The sequence below is a fragment of the Pseudoalteromonas sp. P1-11 genome (assembly GCF_001399995.1).
Classification (GTDB): Bacteria; Pseudomonadota; Gammaproteobacteria; order Enterobacterales; family Alteromonadaceae; genus Pseudoalteromonas; species Pseudoalteromonas atlantica.
Genome location: NZ_LJSP01000010.1, coordinates 1 through 18,818, shown reverse-complemented (window position 1 = coordinate 18,818; position 18,818 = coordinate 1). Strand labels below are relative to the sequence as shown.

Annotated in this window: 19 protein-coding genes; 11 read left to right on the top strand and 8 right to left on the bottom strand. The window is 42.4% G+C overall.

Annotated elements, in window-relative coordinates; translation table 11 throughout:
• Positions 1 to 73 precede the first annotated feature (73 nt).
• The 5 genes from leuD to fabR all read right to left on the bottom strand — a co-directional run bounded on the left by leuD (position 74) and on the right by fabR (position 5,781).
• Positions 74 to 673 (bottom strand): 3-isopropylmalate dehydratase small subunit, encoded by a 600-nt coding sequence (gene leuD, locus AN390_RS15145; protein WP_004589386.1) that lies wholly within the window; start codon positions 671 to 673, stop codon positions 74 to 76.
• Positions 673 to 2,073 carry a 3-isopropylmalate dehydratase large subunit gene (leuC, locus tag AN390_RS15140; protein WP_024033932.1) on the bottom strand — a complete coding sequence of 467 codons (1,401 nt, stop codon included), beginning with the start codon at positions 2,071 to 2,073 and terminating at the stop codon, positions 673 to 675. Before leuC ends, leuD begins: the two co-directional genes overlap by 1 nt.
• A gap of 55 nt (positions 2,074 to 2,128) precedes the next feature.
• A complete protein-coding gene (gene leuB / locus AN390_RS15135) occupies positions 2,129 to 3,205 on the bottom strand; it encodes a 3-isopropylmalate dehydrogenase (protein ID WP_004589388.1) in 1,077 nt (358 codons plus the stop codon).
• Entirely contained in the window at positions 3,202 to 4,755 is a 1,554-nt protein-coding gene (gene leuA / locus AN390_RS15130) for a 2-isopropylmalate synthase (protein WP_029771895.1), read from the bottom strand. Before leuA ends, leuB begins: the two co-directional genes overlap by 4 nt.
• Positions 4,756 to 5,160: 405 nt before the next feature.
• Complete coding sequence (gene fabR, locus AN390_RS15125; RefSeq protein WP_004589390.1) at positions 5,161 to 5,781, bottom strand: HTH-type transcriptional repressor FabR; 621 nt, start codon at positions 5,779 to 5,781, stop codon at positions 5,161 to 5,163.
• Positions 5,782 to 5,908: 127 nt separating this feature from the next.
• On the opposite strand from fabR, the gene AN390_RS15120 reads away from it, so the two are divergent.
• Positions 5,909 to 7,042 (top strand): fatty acid desaturase, encoded by a 1,134-nt coding sequence (locus AN390_RS15120; protein ID WP_055255265.1) that lies wholly within the window; start codon positions 5,909 to 5,911, stop codon positions 7,040 to 7,042.
• A 13-nt stretch (positions 7,043 to 7,055) separates the two neighbouring features.
• Positions 7,056 to 8,486 carry a Si-specific NAD(P)(+) transhydrogenase gene (gene sthA / locus AN390_RS15115; protein WP_055255264.1) on the top strand — a complete coding sequence of 477 codons (1,431 nt, stop codon included), beginning with the start codon at positions 7,056 to 7,058 and terminating at the stop codon, positions 8,484 to 8,486.
• Between the two features lie 68 nt (positions 8,487 to 8,554).
• Here the strand turns inward: sthA and hemE are convergent, their stop codons facing one another.
• Positions 8,555 to 9,619, bottom strand: coding sequence for a uroporphyrinogen decarboxylase (hemE, locus tag AN390_RS15110; RefSeq protein WP_055255263.1), 1,065 nt, complete (start codon positions 9,617 to 9,619; stop codon positions 8,555 to 8,557).
• Positions 9,620 to 10,143: 524 nt separating this feature from the next.
• Between hemE and AN390_RS15105 the strand changes: the two genes are divergently transcribed.
• On the top strand, positions 10,144 to 10,614 hold the full coding sequence (locus AN390_RS15105) for an Rsd/AlgQ family anti-sigma factor (RefSeq protein WP_055255262.1): 471 nt from the start codon (positions 10,144 to 10,146) through the stop codon (positions 10,612 to 10,614).
• Between the two features lie 58 nt (positions 10,615 to 10,672).
• Here AN390_RS15105 and fkpA read toward each other — a convergent pair whose 3' ends face one another.
• The gene (gene fkpA, locus AN390_RS15100; protein ID WP_004589617.1) at positions 10,673 to 11,419 is read right to left on the bottom strand and encodes an FKBP-type peptidyl-prolyl cis-trans isomerase; all 747 of its coding nucleotides are present in this window, start codon (positions 11,417 to 11,419) and stop codon (positions 10,673 to 10,675) included.
• 204 nt (positions 11,420 to 11,623) lie between these two features.
• Between fkpA and AN390_RS15095 the strand changes: the two genes are divergently transcribed.
• Positions 11,624 to 12,622, top strand: coding sequence for a WD40 repeat domain-containing protein (locus AN390_RS15095; protein ID WP_024033936.1), 999 nt, complete (start codon positions 11,624 to 11,626; stop codon positions 12,620 to 12,622).
• A complete protein-coding gene (locus tag AN390_RS15090; protein WP_004589619.1) occupies positions 12,609 to 12,821 on the top strand; it encodes a SlyX family protein in 213 nt (70 codons plus the stop codon). The genes AN390_RS15095 and AN390_RS15090 overlap by 14 nt, the downstream gene beginning before the upstream one ends.
• Positions 12,822 to 12,845: 24 nt before the next feature.
• Here the strand turns inward: AN390_RS15090 and AN390_RS15085 are convergent, their stop codons facing one another.
• Positions 12,846 to 13,049: a YheV family putative zinc ribbon protein gene (locus tag AN390_RS15085; protein WP_004589620.1), complete on the bottom strand. Its 204-nt coding sequence runs from the start codon at positions 13,047 to 13,049 to the stop codon at positions 12,846 to 12,848.
• A gap of 132 nt (positions 13,050 to 13,181) precedes the next feature.
• On the opposite strand from AN390_RS15085, the gene AN390_RS15080 reads away from it, so the two are divergent.
• The 6 genes from AN390_RS15080 to AN390_RS15060 all read left to right on the top strand — a co-directional run bounded on the left by AN390_RS15080 (position 13,182) and on the right by AN390_RS15060 (position 18,518).
• The gene (locus AN390_RS15080; RefSeq protein WP_055255261.1) at positions 13,182 to 15,104 is read left to right on the top strand and encodes an ATP-binding cassette domain-containing protein; all 1,923 of its coding nucleotides are present in this window, start codon (positions 13,182 to 13,184) and stop codon (positions 15,102 to 15,104) included.
• Positions 15,088 to 15,510 (top strand): TIGR02444 family protein, encoded by a 423-nt coding sequence (locus tag AN390_RS15075; RefSeq protein WP_055255260.1) that lies wholly within the window; start codon positions 15,088 to 15,090, stop codon positions 15,508 to 15,510. The genes AN390_RS15080 and AN390_RS15075 overlap by 17 nt, the downstream gene beginning before the upstream one ends.
• 245 nt (positions 15,511 to 15,755) lie before the next feature.
• Positions 15,756 to 15,902: a hypothetical protein gene (locus AN390_RS19800; RefSeq protein ID WP_004589623.1), complete on the top strand. Its 147-nt coding sequence runs from the start codon at positions 15,756 to 15,758 to the stop codon at positions 15,900 to 15,902.
• A gap of 111 nt (positions 15,903 to 16,013) precedes the next feature.
• Positions 16,014 to 17,006, top strand: a complete 993-nt coding sequence (locus AN390_RS15070) for a hydrolase (protein ID WP_024033940.1) — start codon at positions 16,014 to 16,016, stop codon at positions 17,004 to 17,006.
• Complete coding sequence (locus AN390_RS15065) at positions 17,003 to 17,257, top strand: YheU family protein (protein ID WP_004589625.1); 255 nt, start codon at positions 17,003 to 17,005, stop codon at positions 17,255 to 17,257. The genes AN390_RS15070 and AN390_RS15065 overlap by 4 nt, the downstream gene beginning before the upstream one ends.
• A 64-nt stretch (positions 17,258 to 17,321) precedes the next feature.
• Positions 17,322 to 18,518: a dipeptidase gene (locus AN390_RS15060; protein ID WP_055255305.1), complete on the top strand. Its 1,197-nt coding sequence runs from the start codon at positions 17,322 to 17,324 to the stop codon at positions 18,516 to 18,518.
• Positions 18,519 to 18,818 lie beyond the last annotated feature (300 nt).

Here is an 18,818-nt window from a genome sequence, read left to right as displayed (position 1 = left end):
ACTTAAACATAAAAAAAGCGCGGCTTATATACTCAGCCGCGCTTTGTTTTCATATGTAATTAATTGTTTTTCGTTACTGCCAAGGGCGCTCAGCAGCAAGTTGTTTTTCAAACGCATCAATTTGTGGATTTAGCGTTTCGGTCACACCAATAAAATCTAAGCCACTTAATAAACGCTCTTTTACGTCTTTACGTATATCAAAACTAATTGGCGCAAACTTATCGCTTGTTAGTGTTTGGTTTTCAAGATCGATTTGAATGTTTATATCGTCGTGTTGCTCGCTAAGTACAAACAATTGCTCAAGCGTATCAGCGGGTAGCGCAATGGCTAGCATTTGGTTGTTGCCACAGTTATTAAAGAAAATATCAGCAAAGCTTTCCGCTAAAATTACTTCAAAACCATATTGCTTAAGCGCCCATGGTGCATGCTCGCGTGATGAGCCACAACCAAAGTTGTCGCGGGTTAATAATATTTGCGCGCCTTGGTAGCATGGGCGATTTAAAATAAAATCAGGATTTGGTTCGCCGTTTTCGAGGTAACGCCAATCGTAAAACAGTGCTGCATCAAAACCATCACGGCTGGTTGATGTTAAAAACTGCTTAGGAATAATTTGGTCTGTATCTACATTGTTTTTATCAAGTGGGGCCATTAAGCCACTAAAAAATACGCTCATTAGGCTTCTCCTCTTATATCAACAAAGTGACCATGTATTGCAGCAGCGGCTGCCATTGCAGGGCTCACTAAGTGCGTACGCCCGCCACGGCCTTGGCGGCCTTCAAAGTTACGGTTAGACGTAGATGCACAGCGTTTGCCCGCTTCTAAGCGGTCGTCGTTCATTGCTAAACACATTGAACAGCCCGGCTCGCGCCACTCAAAACCTGCCGCTTTAAATATATCGGCTAAGCCTTCGTCTTCGGCCTGCTTTTTAACAAGGCCGGAGCCTGGTACGATAAGTGCTTCAATGCCTGCGACTACTTGCTTGCCTTCAACAATTTTTGCCGCGGCACGTAAATCTTCAATACGGCTATTAGTACACGAACCAATAAAGACCGTATCTACTTTTGCGCTTGATAATTTATCGCCGGCTTTTAAGTCCATGTATCTAAGTGCGCTGCGTATAGCATCAGCTTTAATTAAATCTGGTTCTTGGTCAGGATCTGGTATGCATTCATCAACGCCAATTACTTGCTCTGGGCTTGTACCCCACGTAATTTGCGGCTGAATGTCGTCAGCTTCAAGCTCAACACTCAAGTCAAACTCAGCGCCTTCATCTGATTTTAAGGTTTCCCAGTATTCAACTGCGGCGTCAAAGTCAGCGCCTTTAGGTGCAAATGGGCGACCTTTTAAGTAATCATACGTGATTTGATCTGGTGCTATTAAACCTGCTTTTGCACCCATTTCAATACTCATGTTACATAGCGTCATACGGGCTTCCATTGAAAGTGCTTCAATGCCTTCACCACAAAATTCAGCAACATAACCTGTACCGCCAGCTGTACCTAACTTACCAATAACCGCCATAATTAAATCTTTAGAGGTTACAGTTGGGCGAAGCACACCGTTAATTTGAATTTTTAACGATTTTGCCTTTTTTTGCTGTAGCGTTTGCGTTGCTAATACGTGCTCAACCTCAGAAGTACCAATACCGTGCGCTAATGCGCCAAACGCGCCATGCGTAGAAGTATGGCTATCACCACATACAATGGTAGTGCCAGGCAAGGTAATACCTTGTTCAGGCCCCATTACATGCACTATGCCTTGGTTAATTGAGTTTAAATCGTAAAGTACAATGCCAAACTCTTTACAGTTAGCATCAAGTGCCATTAACTGGTTTTTAGATACTTCGCTTGCGGCATCAAGTGATCGGCTTTTAGTCGATACGTTATGATCCATTGTTGCAAAGGTTTTTTCTGGGCAACGTACCGTACGGTTTTTTTCACGTAGGCCTGCAAAAGCCTGTGGTGATGTCACCTCATGTACTAAATGACGGTCAATATAAAGTAAATCAGTTTGCTCGTTTATGCTGGCAACGGTATGTGCTTGCCAAATTTTGTCGTATAACGTTTGGGCCACTTGCTAATTCCCTACTTTGTTAAGTCGCAGCATAACGGTGCTGCGGCTTTAATAATTAAATACGTGAAACGATGGCAGCTGCCACATCGCTTGTGCTGTATCCACCTTGTGGGTAGATATCTGGCGTGCCAACGCCTGCTTCTACGGCTTCGGCTACGGCTTTTTCAATGGTGCGCGCAGCTTCGTCTTGGCCTAATGAGTAACGTAGCATAAGTGCAGCACTTAAAATTTGTGCAATCGGGTTTGCAACCCCTTTGCCTGCAATATCTGGTGCTGAGCCACCGGCTGGTTCGTATAAACCAAAGCCCGATTGATTCAAGCTGGCCGATGGTAATAAGCCCATTGAGCCTGTGATCATCGCACACTCATCTGACAAAATATCACCAAATAAGTTATCGCAAAGTAGCACGTCAAACTGGCTAGGCTGTTTAACTAATTGCATAGCTGCGTTATCTACGTATATGTAATCTAGGCTTACTTCTGGGTAGTCTTTGCTTACTTCGGTAACTACTTCACGCCATAATACGCTTGATGCAAGCACGTTTGCTTTATCAACCGAGGTTACATGGTTACTACGTAATTTTGCTGCCTCAAAGGCAAAGCGGGCAATGCGTTCAATTTCTTTACGCGAGTAAGTTTGTGTATCAAATGCGGCTTCTTCAGCGCCTTCGCCGCTTCGGCCTTTTTCACCAAAGTAAATGCCGCCAGTAAGTTCGCGTACACATAAAATATCAAAGCCTTTTTCGCTAATATCTGCACGTAATGGCGATGCTGCGCTAAGCGCTGGTAAAAGCTGTGCTGGGCGTAAGTTACAAAACAAACCAAAGTGCTTACGAAGCGGTAAAAGCGATGCACGCTCAGGTTGCTCATTAGGTGGTAGGTTTTCCCATTTTGGGCCACCTACCGAGCCAAATAAAATGGCATCGGCGTTTTCACACGCGCTTAGCGTTTTTGGTGGTAATGCTTCACCAAATTCGTCAATGGCTGCGCCACCAATAGCATGATGCTGACGGTTCAGGGTAAAACCAAACTTATTGCTTACAGCATCAAGTACTTGCTCTGCTGCTGCCATTACTTCTGGGCCAATACCGTCGCCTGCTAATACGGCAACGCTGTAGTTTGTTTTACTCATCCTGCTTTCCTTTGTTGTTTTAAATCAGACACTTTTTGTGCACGATAAATTAAGTTGTAAACACGGATCATGGCGCGTACCGACGCCTCTACCACATCCGCAGCAATACCCGCACCGTGATAAGGGCGACCATCGTATTTAGCAATAATGTTTACTTGACCAAGCGAGCTTGCTCCTTGGCCAGTGGCTTCTAAATTGTATTCAATCATTTCAACGCTCATACCAGTTAAGCGCTCAATAGCCGCAAATGAGGCTTCAACAGGGCCATTACCTGTAGCAGCTTCTTGTTTTGCTTCGCCATCAATTAACATCCCAATGGTAGAGCTGGCTACCGACTGTGAGTTAGATGCTGAGTTTACAAACTCTAATTGGTATTTTTCGTCTTTGTCGTTAATTTGGTTAAAGTAAATCATGGCTTCAAGGTCGTAATCGTATACGGTACCTTTTTGATCAGCTAACGCTAAAAAGCTCTCGTATAAGCTGTCCATATCGTAGTCAGCTTTTTGATAACCTAACTCTTCTAAGCGGTGTTCAATAACATGACGACCCGAACGCGAGGTCATATTTAATTGGTTATTTGGCACACCGACGCTTTCTGGCGACATAATCTCATAAGTATTTTGCGCTTTTAATACGCCATCTTGGTGAATGCCCGAGCTATGTGCAAAGGCGTTTTCGCCCACAATCGCTTTATTTGGCTGTACCGGCATATTGCATATTTTTGCCACTTGGCGAGATGCGCGATAAATTTCTTCGCTTTTAATATCGGTGTGTACGTTTAAGTGGTCTTTGCGCATTTTCATGATCATCGCCACTTCTTCAAGCGAGCAGTTACCCGCACGCTCACCAATACCATTTATTGTACACTCAATTTGGCGAGCACCTGCTTGTACCGCGGCTACCGAGTTAGCTACAGCTAAACCTAAATCGTTATGACAATGTACACTTAAACGCGCTTTATCTATATTCGGCACGTTATTCATTAAATGGCGGATCATTGCGGCGTATTCGTCTGGCGTTACAAAGCCAACGGTATCAGGTAAATTAATAGTAGAGGCACCGGCGTTAATTGCCTGCTCAACAATTTTACATAAATCCCAGTGCGGCGTACGCCCTGCATCTTCACACGAAAACTCAACATCATCAGTGTAGTTACGCGCTAATTTAATTGATTTAACCGCCATGGCCGCTGCATCGTCTAGGCTCATACGTAATTTGTGTTCAAGGTGCAAAGGGCTTGTGGCAATAAAAGTATGAATACGGCTTTGCTGTGCTGTGCGAAGTGCCTCACCACAGGCTTCAATGTCTTTTGCTACTGAACGTGCTAAACCACAAATAATTGGGCCTTTAACCTCGGTTGCAATACGTTGCACCGAGCGAAAATCAGCGGGGCTCGAAACCGGAAAACCCACTTCCATCACATCCACGTTCAAGCGGCTAATGGTATGCGCTAGCTGAATTTTATCGTCTTCTGTAAGGCTTGCTTTAAGTGCCTGCTCGCCATCACGTAAGGTGGTATCAAAAATCCATACTTTATCTTTGTCTTGCATAACTGCCCCTCATTCCTCTGTTACCCAAATTTCAATTTATCCCAGCCGCGAGATAATAAAAAACCCCGCAATTGCGGGGTTTTTAGTGTTTAACTCGATGCAAACACACTAATCCCCGCTCACTGACCATAGCAGTAAGAGGTTAAGTTTTAGTGTAATTAAACGAATATTTTGCATCTTGTTTCTTGTGTGTGTGTTCAGTGAGGCCTATTTTTAACATTACAAAGCTGTTGGTGCAAGCATAAATATTCCAAACAAGGGAATGAAAACCCTACATTAAAGAAATTTATATACCTAAAAATAGCAAATTCAGGTTTTATAAATCACACAGCTACACTTTTTAGCTTAAATTAATGTGTTGAGTAAACTTGCGTGCTTAGATTAACTTATTGCTAATTTTTTAAGCTAAACCTGATTATTTGTTTCACGAATATAATGACCTGCACCGCGGGTAATATAACGTAGCTGCCAAATAACCCGCTCAATGAGTTCTTCACGTTGTTGACCTTCTATATCGAGTGCTTCAGCGCCGGCATTAAATACCAGTGTTACCATGGCTTCGGCCTGAATATAAGCATGAATTGAATCACACTTGGTTTCGCTTTCTAAATAATGCGCAAGCTCTAAAATAAAGTGCTTTACCTCACGCGCTACGGCGGCTCTAAAGGCTTTTGAGGTGCCAGAACGTTCGCGCAGCAGTAATCTAAATTGGTTGCTTGAGTTATCAATAAACTCCATAAAGGTAACGACCGAGGTATTTATTACGCTACCACCACTGGCTATACGTCTGCGGGCTTGGCGCATAAGCTGGCGAAGGGTCAAGCCTGCTTCGTCGACCATGGTTAAACCTAGCTCGTTCATATCTTTAAAGTGGCGATAAAAAGAGGTGGGGGCGATACCTGCTTCGCGGGCAACTTCGCGTAAGCTTAAATTAGAAAAACTATGATCAGCACTAAGCTGATTAAATGCCGCCTCAATTAAGGCTTGTCGTGTCTTTTGTTTCTGTTGTGCTCTAACACCCGACATCCACAGCTCCCTGAGTAATTTTATATGAAGTTTTAATGATAATTAGCCGAATTGTCTAGTCTAATACTTGACGCCAAGAGATTGAAACACTATTTTAGCTTACAGTTGTACGCTGAGAGTAAAAACGATGAATAAACCACCGATTATTTGGACAAACGTCCTATTTTTTAGCCTAACCTTTTTGGCGGCTGTCACACTTGTACCTTGGTACGGCATTAATTACGGATTTACCAGCGCGCATTGGATTGCATTTGTAGGCTGTATGTTTTACGCAGGCCTCTCTATCACTGCCGGATACCACCGATTATGGGCGCATAAAGCCTATAATGTACACCCTGCAATAGAATTTATTTTTGCTCTTGGTGGCGCATTTGCTTTGCAAAACAGTGCGTTGCACTGGAGTAGCGATCACCGTATACACCACGGCCAAGTAGATGACCCAGTAAAAGACCCTTACGCCGCAACTAACGGCTTTTGGTACAGCCATATTGGCTGGATGCTACGTGATTACCAAGGCGACAGTTATAACGATTACAGTAATTGTCGCGATTTACAGCGCAATAAAATTGTTATGTGGCAGCATAAACACTACTTAAAGCTTGTTATAGCCATGAATGTCGGTTTACCGCTTGTGCTTGGTTTATTAGTAGGCGATGTGTGGGGTATGCTACTACTTGCAGGTTTATTACGCTTAGTATTGAGCCAGCACTTTACCTTTTTCATTAATTCATTGGCTCATATTTGGGGCTCACGCCCATACACTGAAAAAAACACCGCACGCGATAATGGCTTTTTAGCGTTATTTACTTATGGCGAGGGTTACCATAACTTCCACCATATTTTTGCAAGCGATTACCGTAACGGTATTAAGTGGTTTCATTACGACCCAACTAAATGGATGATTCGCTCTTTAGCAGCGCTCGGTTTAGCCAGTAAATTAAAGCGCACCCCGGTTGAGCGCATAGAAAAAGCCAAAGCCGAAACGCTAATGAGTAAAACGCAAACGCGCCTTTCAAAATTGCCTTTAGCGCAAGATAAGCTTACATTATTACAACAAGAGTACGATTTACTGCTGAAAAAGCTGCAAAATTACTGTTCACTACAAAAACAAGTGTTAGAAGCTAAAAAAAATAACATGGCAAAGCAGTGTGAACAATCAGCATTAATGACACAATACCATGAGCTGGAAGCCGCCTGGGAAAATCAAAAACAGGCATGGCTAGCACTTAATGCGAGGTTATTAAAAGCCTCTTTTAATTAATTTAGGAGTGGCTGTGGCCAAACAACCAGAACAGAAAAAAGCACCCGTAAGTTTCCAATATGACGCAATAATTATTGGTACGGGCCCTGGCGGTGAAGGCACCGCCATGAACCTATCTAAAAACGATAAAAAAGTAGCGGTTATTGAGCGCCAACAAGCTGTTGGCGGTGGCTGTGTACATTGGGGAACAATTCCTTCAAAAGCATTACGCCACTCGGTTAGCCGCTATATTGAATACAAAGCAAACCCACTTTTTAATGTTGGCGAGCGCCCTAGCCGCTTAACGTTTCCTGATATTTTAAGTCATGCAAGTTCTGTTATTTCTAAGCAGTCAAACTTACGTAGCAGCTTTTACGACCGTAACCGCATTCATATGTACCAAGGCGATGCGAGCTTTGTAGATAAACACACGGTTGAAATTAAGCGTCTTGATGGCTCAGCAGAGCGTATTACCGCTAAAACCATTGTAATTGCTACTGGCTCACGCCCATACCGCCCACCTGAGGTCGACTTTAGCCATTCACGTATTTACGACAGCGATACTATTTTAGGCCTAGAGCACGACCCACAACGTGTACTTATATACGGTGCGGGTGTTATTGGCTGTGAATACGCTTCAATCTTTAAAGGCTTAGGCGCTAAGGTAGATTTAGTAAACACACGCGACCGCTTATTAGCCTTTATGGATGCAGAAATTTCTGACGCGCTTAGCTACCACTTTTGGAACAGCGGTATTGTTATTCGTCATAACGAAGAGTTTGACCGTATAGAAACGCGCTCAGATTGCGTTGTAATGCATTTAAAATCGGGCAAGCGTGTAAAAGCCGACTGTATTTTATTTGCTAACGGGCGCACAGGTAATACCGATACGCTAAACCTTGAAGCTATTGGTTTAAAAGCCGATGGTCGAGGCCAGCTTAAAGTCAACGAAATGTACCAAACCGAGGTAGATAACGTTTACGCAGTAGGTGATGTAATTGGCTACCCAAGCTTAGCGAGTGCTGCATTTGATCAAGGCCGTATAGCTGCCGATGCTATTGCCTGCGGTAATTGCGAAGATAAGCTAATTATAGATATACCGGCCGGTATTTATACCATTCCTGAAATGAGTTCGGTAGGTAAAACAGAGCAACAGCTAACCGCTGCAAAAGTACCGTATGAAGTTGGCCGTGCTCAGTTTAAGCACTTGGCTCGTGCGCAAATTGCGGGCACAGAAGTTGGTAGTTTAAAAATATTGTTTCACAGTGAAACAAAAGAAGTACTTGGCGTGCATTGCTTTGGTGAGCGTGCCTCAGAAATTGTTCACATTGGCCAAGCCATTATGGAACAAAAAGGGGCAGGCAACACCGTTGACTACTTTGTAAATACCACATTTAACTACCCAACGATGGCAGAAGCCTACCGTGTTGCGGCGTTAAATGGATTAAATAGGTTATTTACTTAACCCGATTACTACACAGCAAAAAGCCCGCTAATTAGCGGGCTTTTTAATAGCTATTAATACTACGGTTGTTATTTGTGGTATTGCGCGCTTAGCTCATGTACTGCATTAATAAATACACTGGCGTTTTCTGGGTCTACATCTGGTGTAATACCGTGGCCTAGGTTAAATACGTGGCCATCACCTGTGCCAAAGTCTTCTAAAATAGTGCCTACTTCCTGGCGGATACGATCAGGCGTACCGTGCAGCATTGACGGGTCCATATTCCCTTGCAATGCAACTTTATCGCCTACACGGCGTTTAGCGTCGCCAATATTAATAGTCCAATCAAGACCTACTGCATCACAGCCTGTTGCTGCAATTGCTTCAATCCACTGACCACCATTTTTGGTAAATAGCGTTACCGGTACTTTACGGCCGTCGTATTCGCGAATTAAACCATCAACAATTTTATGCATGTATTGCAGTGAGAATTCGTTGTAATCGCGCGGGCTTAATACGCCGCCCCACGAGTCAAATACCATTAACGATTGCGCACCGGCTTTTACTTGCGCGTTTAAGTAATCAATGACTGAATCAGCTAATTTATCTAGTAATAAATGTAGTGTTTGCGGCTCTGCAAACGCCATTTTTTTAATTTTACCAAATACTTTACTGCTTCCACCTTCAACCATGTAAGTTGCTAGTGTCCACGGTGAACCCGAAAAGCCAATTAGTGGCACTTCGCCTTTAAGTTCACGGCGAATAGTACTTACTGCGTTCATTACATAGCCAAGCTCGTCAGTTGGGTCTAGCTTAGGAATCTTTTTAACATCAGCAAGTGACGAAATAGGGTTTTCAAATTTAGGGCCTTCACCGGTTTCAAAGTACAAACCTAAACCCATAGCATCGGGAATAGTTAAAATGTCACTAAATAAAATAGCAGCATCTAACGGGTAACGGCGAAGTGGTTGTAGTGTTACTTCACATGCAAGCTCAGCATTACGGCACAGGCTCATAAAATCGCCCGCTTGTGCACGTGTAGCACGGTACTCTGGTAAATAGCGTCCTGCTTGGCGCATCATCCATACCGGTGTTACATCAACGGGTTGTTTTGCAAGTGCACGTAAATAACGGTCGTTTTTTAATTCGCTCATAGCGTAAATAATCCTGAGGCTTATAGAAATTGTTCAAGATTGTACCACCATATTCTCCGGCTCTCTATCGCTAAGCTCGTAAAACATGTGTTACAGCTAACAGAACCTATTTTGTTGCTTATTTAGTCACATTTGAGTATTAAATAACCAAAAAGAACTAACAATAAAAACTTTTTGTTAATATGTTTGCAACATAACAAAAACCTTGGTATTGTTTGTCCCGCGTTAACAAGAACAATAATAAAAATCTTAAACAACAATAACAAAAATATTTATAATAAAAATAACAAAAATCTTCTATAACAATAAGAAAGCTTGTATTAACAGGCCAAAACAAGAAATTAAGCCACCTTAACCGGTGGTTTTTTCTTGCCTGCAATAAAATAATAATTTACCTACAATAAATACACTCATGCACCAGCTCATACCTTTTACTTGTTGATATACACTTAAATAAAATATATCTTGATGTATAAGAAAATTTAAATTTAACCATAAAAGTGACCCAGCTTAGGAGAACAGTAATGCTGACGCGCGTAGAGAAAGCTCAACAAAAATGGGGTGGTAGCCATACTGTCATTGATAAATGGTTAAACGAGCGCCAAGAGTTAATTGTACTTTATTGTAAAATGGCTGGGTTTTCGCCATACGACAAAAAAGATCACGCCTTACCAGAGCCAGAACAAATTCAATCATTTTGCCAAATTTTAATGGATTACTTATCTGCCGGCCATTTTGAAGTGTACGATGACATTGCAAAAGCCTGCGAAAGCAAGGGCCTTGAAAGCCAAGAGCTGGCAAATACAATTTACCCGCGCATTTCTAGCACAACAGATATTGCTTTAGACTTTAACGATAAATACGCAGAAGTAGGTAAAGAGGACTTATTAGCAGAGTTTGATAACGATTTGTCGGTACTTGGCGAAACGTTAGAAGCACGTTTTGAACTAGAAGATGAGCTAATAGATAATTTGTTTTCTAACCACACAGATTAATAAAATAGCCTACAAAAAAGGGACCGTTATGGTCCCTTTTTGCGTTATAAGCTACCGCTTATTGCGCAGGTGCTTCGTCATCTTGAATTTCAAGTAGTTCTACTTCAAAAACAAGCGTTGAGTTAGCTGGAATTTTACCTAGGTCACGATCGCCGTAAGCAAGTTCAGAAGGAATAGTGAACTTGTACTTAGACCCTACTGACATAAGCTGTAAACCTTCAGTCCAACCCGCAATTACACGGTTAAGAGGGAAAGTAGTTGGCTCGTTACGCGCATAAGAGCTATCAAACTCAGTGCCGTCTAATAAAGTACCTTTGTAATGTACTTTAACTACGTCTGTTGCTGCTGGCTTTTCGCCTTCGCCTTCGCTAAGTACTTCGTACTGTAGACCTGACTCAGTTACTGTTACGCCTTCTTTTTTAGCATTTTCTTCTAGGTATTTTTTACCTGCTTCTTTGCTTTTTTCAGACTCAACTTTAGCTTTAGCTTCTTGCTTTGCACGCACTGATGTATCTAGCTCAGTTAGCACTTCACGGATTTTTTCTTCATCGATTTTTGCATTACCAGCAAGCGCGTCTTCAAAACCACGAATTAATAGTGCTTGGTCTAGTTCAATACCAATCTCTGACTTATCAGCTAGGTCTTTATTTAAAAAGTTACCTACTGATGCACCAATACCGTATGCTTGTTGCTGCTCTACAGTGTCTAATTTAACTTCAGCTTGTTCTTGTTTTGCTTCTTGATTACAAGCTGTAAGCGCTAAAACCGACGCTGCAATCAATGACAATCTAATCGTCTTTTTCATTTTAAATCTCCGACACACTTTGCAGTTGTCATTTATTGTATTATTACTAGTTAAAGATTAACGGCCTACATGATAGGCTGCTTGTTTAATAACTAACTAAATTAAAACCTAACCTATTATAGTGATTAGACAAACACCCTAGGCCTTCAACGTGACCTAGTCTAACCTCTCAGTCACTAAGAGTTAAGAGGAAATACCTGTGATATGTCGATATTTCGTACTTTTTTAATCGCTTTTAGCTGTTTATTAGCCCTAGCTTGTAGCGATCAAAAACAGCAAGCTGCACAACGCTTTGAACACGCAGCACAGGGTGCGTTTTCCTCGGCAGTATCTAACGATGGTAAATACAGCCTAGTCTCCTCCATTCACCATGGGGTCGCCCTGTGGGATAATCAACAGCAGGTGCTAAAATATCAATGGTTTCAACAGCAATCACAAGAAAGCCTAGTGTATGCTGTGGCTATTGCCTTTGATAATAGCGTGGCCGTTACCGCAGAAAAAACCACCTTTGCCGTGTGGGATATTAGCAGCGGCGAAAACCGCGGCTATTATAAAATTCAACAAGCCACTATTCGCGATATTGCGATAAGTAACCAAGGCCGCAGTGTTTTATACGGCAGAAGCGACGGCGTAGTGGTATTTTTAAACCTAGAAACCGGACGCCGCATTGAGTTTTTAGGCCACCAAGACAAAGTAAACACCGTTGATTTATCGCCTAATGGACGCTATGCCTTAAGCGGCTCAAACGATTACGTTGCTTATTTTTGGGATACACGTACAGGGCAAGTAATTCATCGCTTTAATCACCCGACGCGTGTTACCCAAGTAACCCTAGACCCACAAGGTCGCTACGCATTTACCGCAGATAGTATGAAGCAAGCACATGTATGGAAGCTGACTACAGGTGATCTTGTGAGTAAACTGGCGTATATTGCGCGTCAGAAAATTTTTACTGCGGTACGCTTTAACGAACAAGGCACATTGCTGGCCACAGGCTCGCCCAATAAGCGCGTTGACTTATGGCAGTTACCCAGCGGAGAAAAAATTCAAACTTGGCAAGTCACACCACGTGAAGGCAGTAAGCCTAAATCGGCTGTGGTGCTAGATGTAACGTTTATAGATAACGGCAAGTCGTTGTTAACCGAGAGCTCGAGCGGAATTGCAGAGCACTTTACAATACGAGAAGCAAATGAACACAATTGAAAATCGTTTAATGGAGCTTGAGGCAAAAGTTGCTTTTCAAGACGAAACAATAGAAATATTAAATGACGAGCTAAAAGCACACCAACAGCAGCTTGCAAAAATGAAGCGCCAAACTGAGTTACTAGCAGAAAAACTTAAAGAAGCGCAGCAGCCGTCGCTAATGTCGCAAATGCAAGAGCCGCCTCCGCCACATTACTAAGGTGGGTAAAAAATAAAAACCGGGTTAATCGCCCGGTTTAAATACACCAATTACTTGTTCAAATTGGCGAGTAGATGCCTGAACAGCGTTATCGGGTTGCGCCATTTTGTGGCCACACTCTACACACTCTACTTTTTCAACATCATGTTCTCTGTATAGCATCATGGTATCCATGGCTTTACACTCAGGGCACGATGCACCAGCAATAAATCGCTTCTTTTGTCTCACAACATTTTTCCTGTGGTTTGAACTGCACATATTTTATCGTATAACTTCCTACGTTGATACGCTTGATAAGAGCAATACGTTCTATGGTATGATAGCGCCAACTTAACCAGGGCACAGTAAAGTAACGCATTCATGATCCAAATCTCAGAAATAGAACTACTTCGTGGCGGAAAAGCCTTATTAAAAAATGCCTCGGCTACTTTATTTCCACAGCACAAAGTGGGCTTAGTTGGCGCTAATGGCTGTGGTAAATCTACCTTATTTAGTTTATTAAAATCTGAGCTGCAACTCGATGCGGGTGATTGCAATATACCTAAAGATTGGTCTATTGCCTCTGTAAAACAAGAAACCCCAGCCCTTGAAATAAGCGCCATTGATTATGTACTTCAAGGTCACCCTGAATACTATGCATTGCGCATTGCCCTGCGTGAAGCTGAGCAAACAAACGATGGTGACACCCAAGCCAAAGTACATATTCAGCTTGAAAATATTAAAGGCTACAGCATAGAGTCAAAAGCAGGCGAATTGCTGCACGGCTTAGGCTTTGCTAATCACCAAATAGAAAACCCTGTAAGCGCGTTTTCTGGTGGTTGGCGTATGCGTTTAAACCTTGCACAAGCACTTATTCGCGATGCCGACTTACTATTACTCGATGAGCCTACCAACCACCTTGATTTAGACGCCGTTTACTGGCTTGAGCGCTTTTTACGCGCCTACACAGGCACCTTGGTACTTATATCTCATGACCGCGAGTTTTTAGACGCCGTGGTTGATCAAATTTGGCATGTCGATAAACAGCTTATTAATGTGTACAAAGGTAACTACTCACAGTTTGAACGCCAAAAAGCAGAGCGCTTATTGCAACAACAAGCAATGTTTGAAAAACAACAAGAGCAAATTGCCCATCTTGAGCAGTTTATAACTCGCTTTAAAGCCAAAGCCAGTAAGGCCAAACAGGCACAAAGCCGTGTTAAAGCGCTCGAACGTATGGAAAAACTGGCACCTGCGCATGCCGACTCACCGTTTGACTTTGAATTTTCCGAGCCAACAGCCCTGCCTAACCCGCTAATGACCCTAGATAAAGCAAAAGCAGGTTATGGCGATGTCACTATTTTAAATAATATCGCGCTAAACCTAGTTCCTGGCAGCCGTATTGCGTTACTCGGTCGTAACGGCGCGGGTAAATCAACGCTTATAAAGCTATTAGCGGGCGAGCTTGAGCCGCAAGCAGGTAAAGTGGTTCAGCACCATGGCTTAAATATAGGTTACTTTGCGCAGCACCAACTTGAATCGCTTGATTTAAAAGCAAGCGCAGTGACCCATATTCAACGCTTAAACCCACAGGCCACTGAGCAATCATTACGTGACTTTTTAGGTGGCTTTGCATTTATTGGCGATAAAGCACTTGAACCCGTGGCGCCGTTTTCGGGCGGTGAAAAAGCCCGCTTAGTGCTAGCCATGTTAGTGTATCAAAAACCCAATTTACTACTACTTGATGAGCCAACTAACCACCTTGATTTAGAAATGCGCCACGCGCTAGTAATGGCACTGCAAGGCTTTGAAGGCGCCATGGTTACCGTATCGCACGATCGCCACATGCTTAAAAACACCGCCGATGAATTTTATTTAGTCGATGATGGCAAAGTCACTCAGTTTGGTTACGACTTAGATGCGTATTACCAATGGTTACTCAATGCCAATAAAGAAGCCGCTAAAAGCCAGCAACCTGACGAGCCAAAAGCAAATCCAAGCGTTAATCGTAAAGAGCAAAAGCGCCTAGAAGCTGAGTTTAGAAAAGCCATTCAACCGCTTAAAAAGCAAATTGAAAAGCTTGAAAAGCAGCTCGATAAATTTACTGCAGAGCTTAGCGAAGTTGAAGTAGCCCTTGGCGACAACACACTCTACAACGACGATAACAAAGCCCAGTTAAAAGAGCTAATTGCTAAGCAAGCAACGCTTACCCCTAAAGTAAACGACACTGAAGAAGAGCTACTGATGGCGCTTGAAGAAATGGAAGAAAAAGAGCAGGCCTTTGCCGATGAACTTGCTCAATAAAAACGACTTTTGGCAATTTGCCTGCGCTTTGTACGCAAAGCCAGGGCAACAACAAACCTTGCTGGCGCTACAAAACCAGCAAGGTAAAAACGTTAATCTGTGCTTATTTTTGCTGTATTTAGACTCACTTAAGCTAAGCATTAATGCCGAGCAGCTCAGTGCGTTAATAGCATCTATTAATGAGTTTGATACGCAGGCACTTAAGCCACTGCGTGCAACGCGCAAGTATTTAAAAGCCAATCAAGAAAGTATCAGCGACTATGCAAAAATACGCCAAGAGCTATTAAGCGCCGAATTAAAGCTTGAAAAGCAACAACAGCAAATACTGATTGATACAGCGAATAAACTTAGCTTTTTAGAAGCTGTAAAGCCAAACAATATTGAGCTGTATGTGAAAGCGACTTAGGCTGTCAGTTTTTATACCCTCTTCTAAATGTTCATTCTATTTTCTTTGTGCAAAAAATCTTTAAGCCGATTGATTCTTCAAAGCCTATAGGCGCTGTAGTAGGAACTGAATAGCCCCTAAAACATGATCTACATCAACTTTACTTGGTTACTTTTTCCACGCAGGGAAATAGTTTGATCTCGATCACATTATGCTTTGCAAAGTCACTTTATAATGTCTCCATCAACTGAACGAGGAGATTAATCATGAACGTATTCTTTAGAGACTTTTTTAGCGACCCTGTTTTATTTATGTCTTTTGGGATTTTAGGCGTCGTGATTTCTCTTTGCCTATTTTACGCTTTTTACTTTATTAAAAAAATTAGCGAGGCTGAAGTTCCCGAGCATCATTAAGCACGACGCACAAAGCGCCTACTCAGGTTACTGATTAGGCGCTTTTTATTTTATAAAGCGAAAAATTTGGTACACTAACGTTTCGTTTTTTTCATAGTGCGTAGTACAAACATGATCAATAAGTTTAAACCAGCATGGTGGATGACCAATCGTCACGTTCAAACCATAATGCCGCGTTTTTTCCGTCCATTTCACAATACGTCCTACGAACTTGAGCAACTTGATACGCCCGACGGCGATTTTATTGAACTTGCATGGTCGCTGCCTCATAATGAAAACGCTCCCCTTGCTGTGGTTTTACATGGTCTTGAAGGCAACATAAATAGCTTTTATGCCAAAGGCATGATGAAAGCCTTAAAAAAGCAAGGCTATGCCGTAGTACTTATGCACTTTAGAAACTGCTCAAGTGAAGTTAACCGCTTACCGCGTGCTTATCATAGTGGCGATACCGCCGATTTAGCTTTTTTTATAAATCATTTAAGGGAGCAATTTCCCAGCCGCCCTATTATGGCTGTTGGTTTTTCGTTAGGGGGCAATGTACTGGCTAAATACCTAGGGGAAGAGCGCGAAAACTGCCCCTTAAGTGCTGCAGCCGTGGTCTCGGCTCCTTATGATTTATCATCATCAAGCGATGTTATTCGTAAAAGCTTAGGCAAAATTTACCAAAAGTATTTGCTCGATAGAATGAAAAAATCAATGCAGCGTAAATTGCCACAAATCAAGCAGCAAATACCTATTACCTCTGAGCAGTTAATGAAAATTGACGATTTGCTAGAGTTTGATAATCAACTAACCGCTCCACTGCATGGCTTTGAAAACGCACACGATTACTATCGTCAAGCCAGCGCAATGCCCTACTTAAAACATATTGCGATTCCTACGTTAATAATTCATGCCAAAGACGACCCAATGTTGTCGATTAAAGCCGTGCCAAGTAGGCAAGATGTGAGTGAGCATGTTACCCTGAGCGTCTCTGAAAAAGGCGGCCACGTAGGGTTTATTAGCGGTAATAATCCGTTTAGGCCGGTATTTTGGCTTGAACAAGCCGTCCCTCATTATTTTGGCCAGCACGTCCCCACTAAAGCGAGCAGTAAGCAGTTATGATTATCCCTTTTGAACAACTTGATAAAGACACCCTCTATAACCTAATTGAAAGTTACGTGCTTCGTGAAGGCACCGATTACGGTGAGCAAGAAGTGAGTATTCAAAGTAAAGTAGCGCAGGTTAATCAGCAGCTTAGAAATGGTGAAGCGATGGTGTTTTTTTCTGAGCTACATGAGTCGGTCACTATTATTTCAAAAAATGAATTTAAAGCACTGCAAAGCGAAGAGCATGAAGCACAGTCGTTTGATTAACGCCTAACACTTGTAACTTTTGAGCTGAACGTACACAATGGCTTTTTACCCAAAGAGCCAAAACATGATAAAACTCAGCACTCTAGTGGTAGCCATATCACTAGCTTTAACACCACAAGCCTTTGCAGAGCAAGTAAAAAGCCCGTCAGACAAAGCAGTAAAATTAGCAAAAGACACTATTTTAATCGACACCCATATTGATGTACCTTATCGCATCCACGAAAAATGGGTTGATGTAACTAAAGCCACCGAAGGCGGCGACTTTGACTACCCTCGCGCAGTACAAGGGGGGCTAAACGCCCCTTTTATGTCGATTTATATTCCTGCTCACTTAGAATTTGAAGGCAAAGGTAAAAGCTACCAGCTAGCCAATCAAATGATTGATAGCATGGAAGCCATTGCACAACGTGCCCCTGAAGAATTTGCTATTGCTAGCTCAACAGCGGATATAGAAGCGCAATTTGAGCAAGGTAAACTGTCAATTGCGATGGGCATGGAGAATGGCTCGCCAATTGAAGGAAAAATGGAAAACCTTCAGCACTTTTTTGACCGAGGTGTACGCTACATCACGCTTGCGCACTCGCAAAGCAACCATATTTCTGACTCGTCGTACGATATTCGCCGTAAATGGAAAGGTTTAAGCCCATTTGGTAAAAAGCTAATTACTGAAATGAACAACGTCGGTATGCTAATTGACGTATCACATATATCAGATGATGCGTTTTATCAGGTAATGGAGCTATCTAAAACGCCGGTTATTGCTTCACACTCTTCACTTCGCAAATACACGCCAGGCTTTGAGCGTAATATGAATGATGACATGTTATTAGCGCTTAAAAAGAATGGCGGGGTTATTCAAATTAACTTTGGCTCAAGCTTTGTAACCTCTAAAGCCGGTGCGTGGTACAAAGACCTTAAAAGTACTAAAGAGACCGTTAAAAAAGAAGGCACTAAGCCAAGTAAAGACTTTGATGCAGCGTACCGCGCTAAAAACCCATTCCCGTTTGCAAGCCTTGAGCAAGTACTTGATCATATTGATCACGTTGTAGAGCTTATTGGCATTGATTACGTGGGCATTGGCTCTGACTACGATGGGGTTGGCGATTCGTTACCGATTGGCTTAAAGGATGTATCTAGCTACCCTAACCTAGTGCAAGGCTTAATGGACAGAGGCTACAGCGATTCAGACATTAAAAAGATTTTAAGCGAAAATACGCTAAGGGTTTGGAAGCAAGCCGAAGCATATGCGAAAAAGCACTAAGCTGTAAGTTGTCAGTTGTCAGTTGCAGTTGTCAGTTGTCAGTTGTCAGTTGTCAGTTGTCAGTTGTCAAAAAGTTTAATTAATAGCACGGCTTAAAGTCGTGCTTTTTTATGTGTTAAGTATAATTTAACACCAAGCTACTGATAGCTGAAAACTAAACACTTTTATTCAGGCATTAAAAAACCCGAGGCTAAGCTCGGGCTTTTTTAGTATTAATTAACTTAAATGTTAACTATTACTCAACGATAGTGGCTACAACACCAGCACCTACAGTACGGCCACCTTCACGGATAGCGAAAC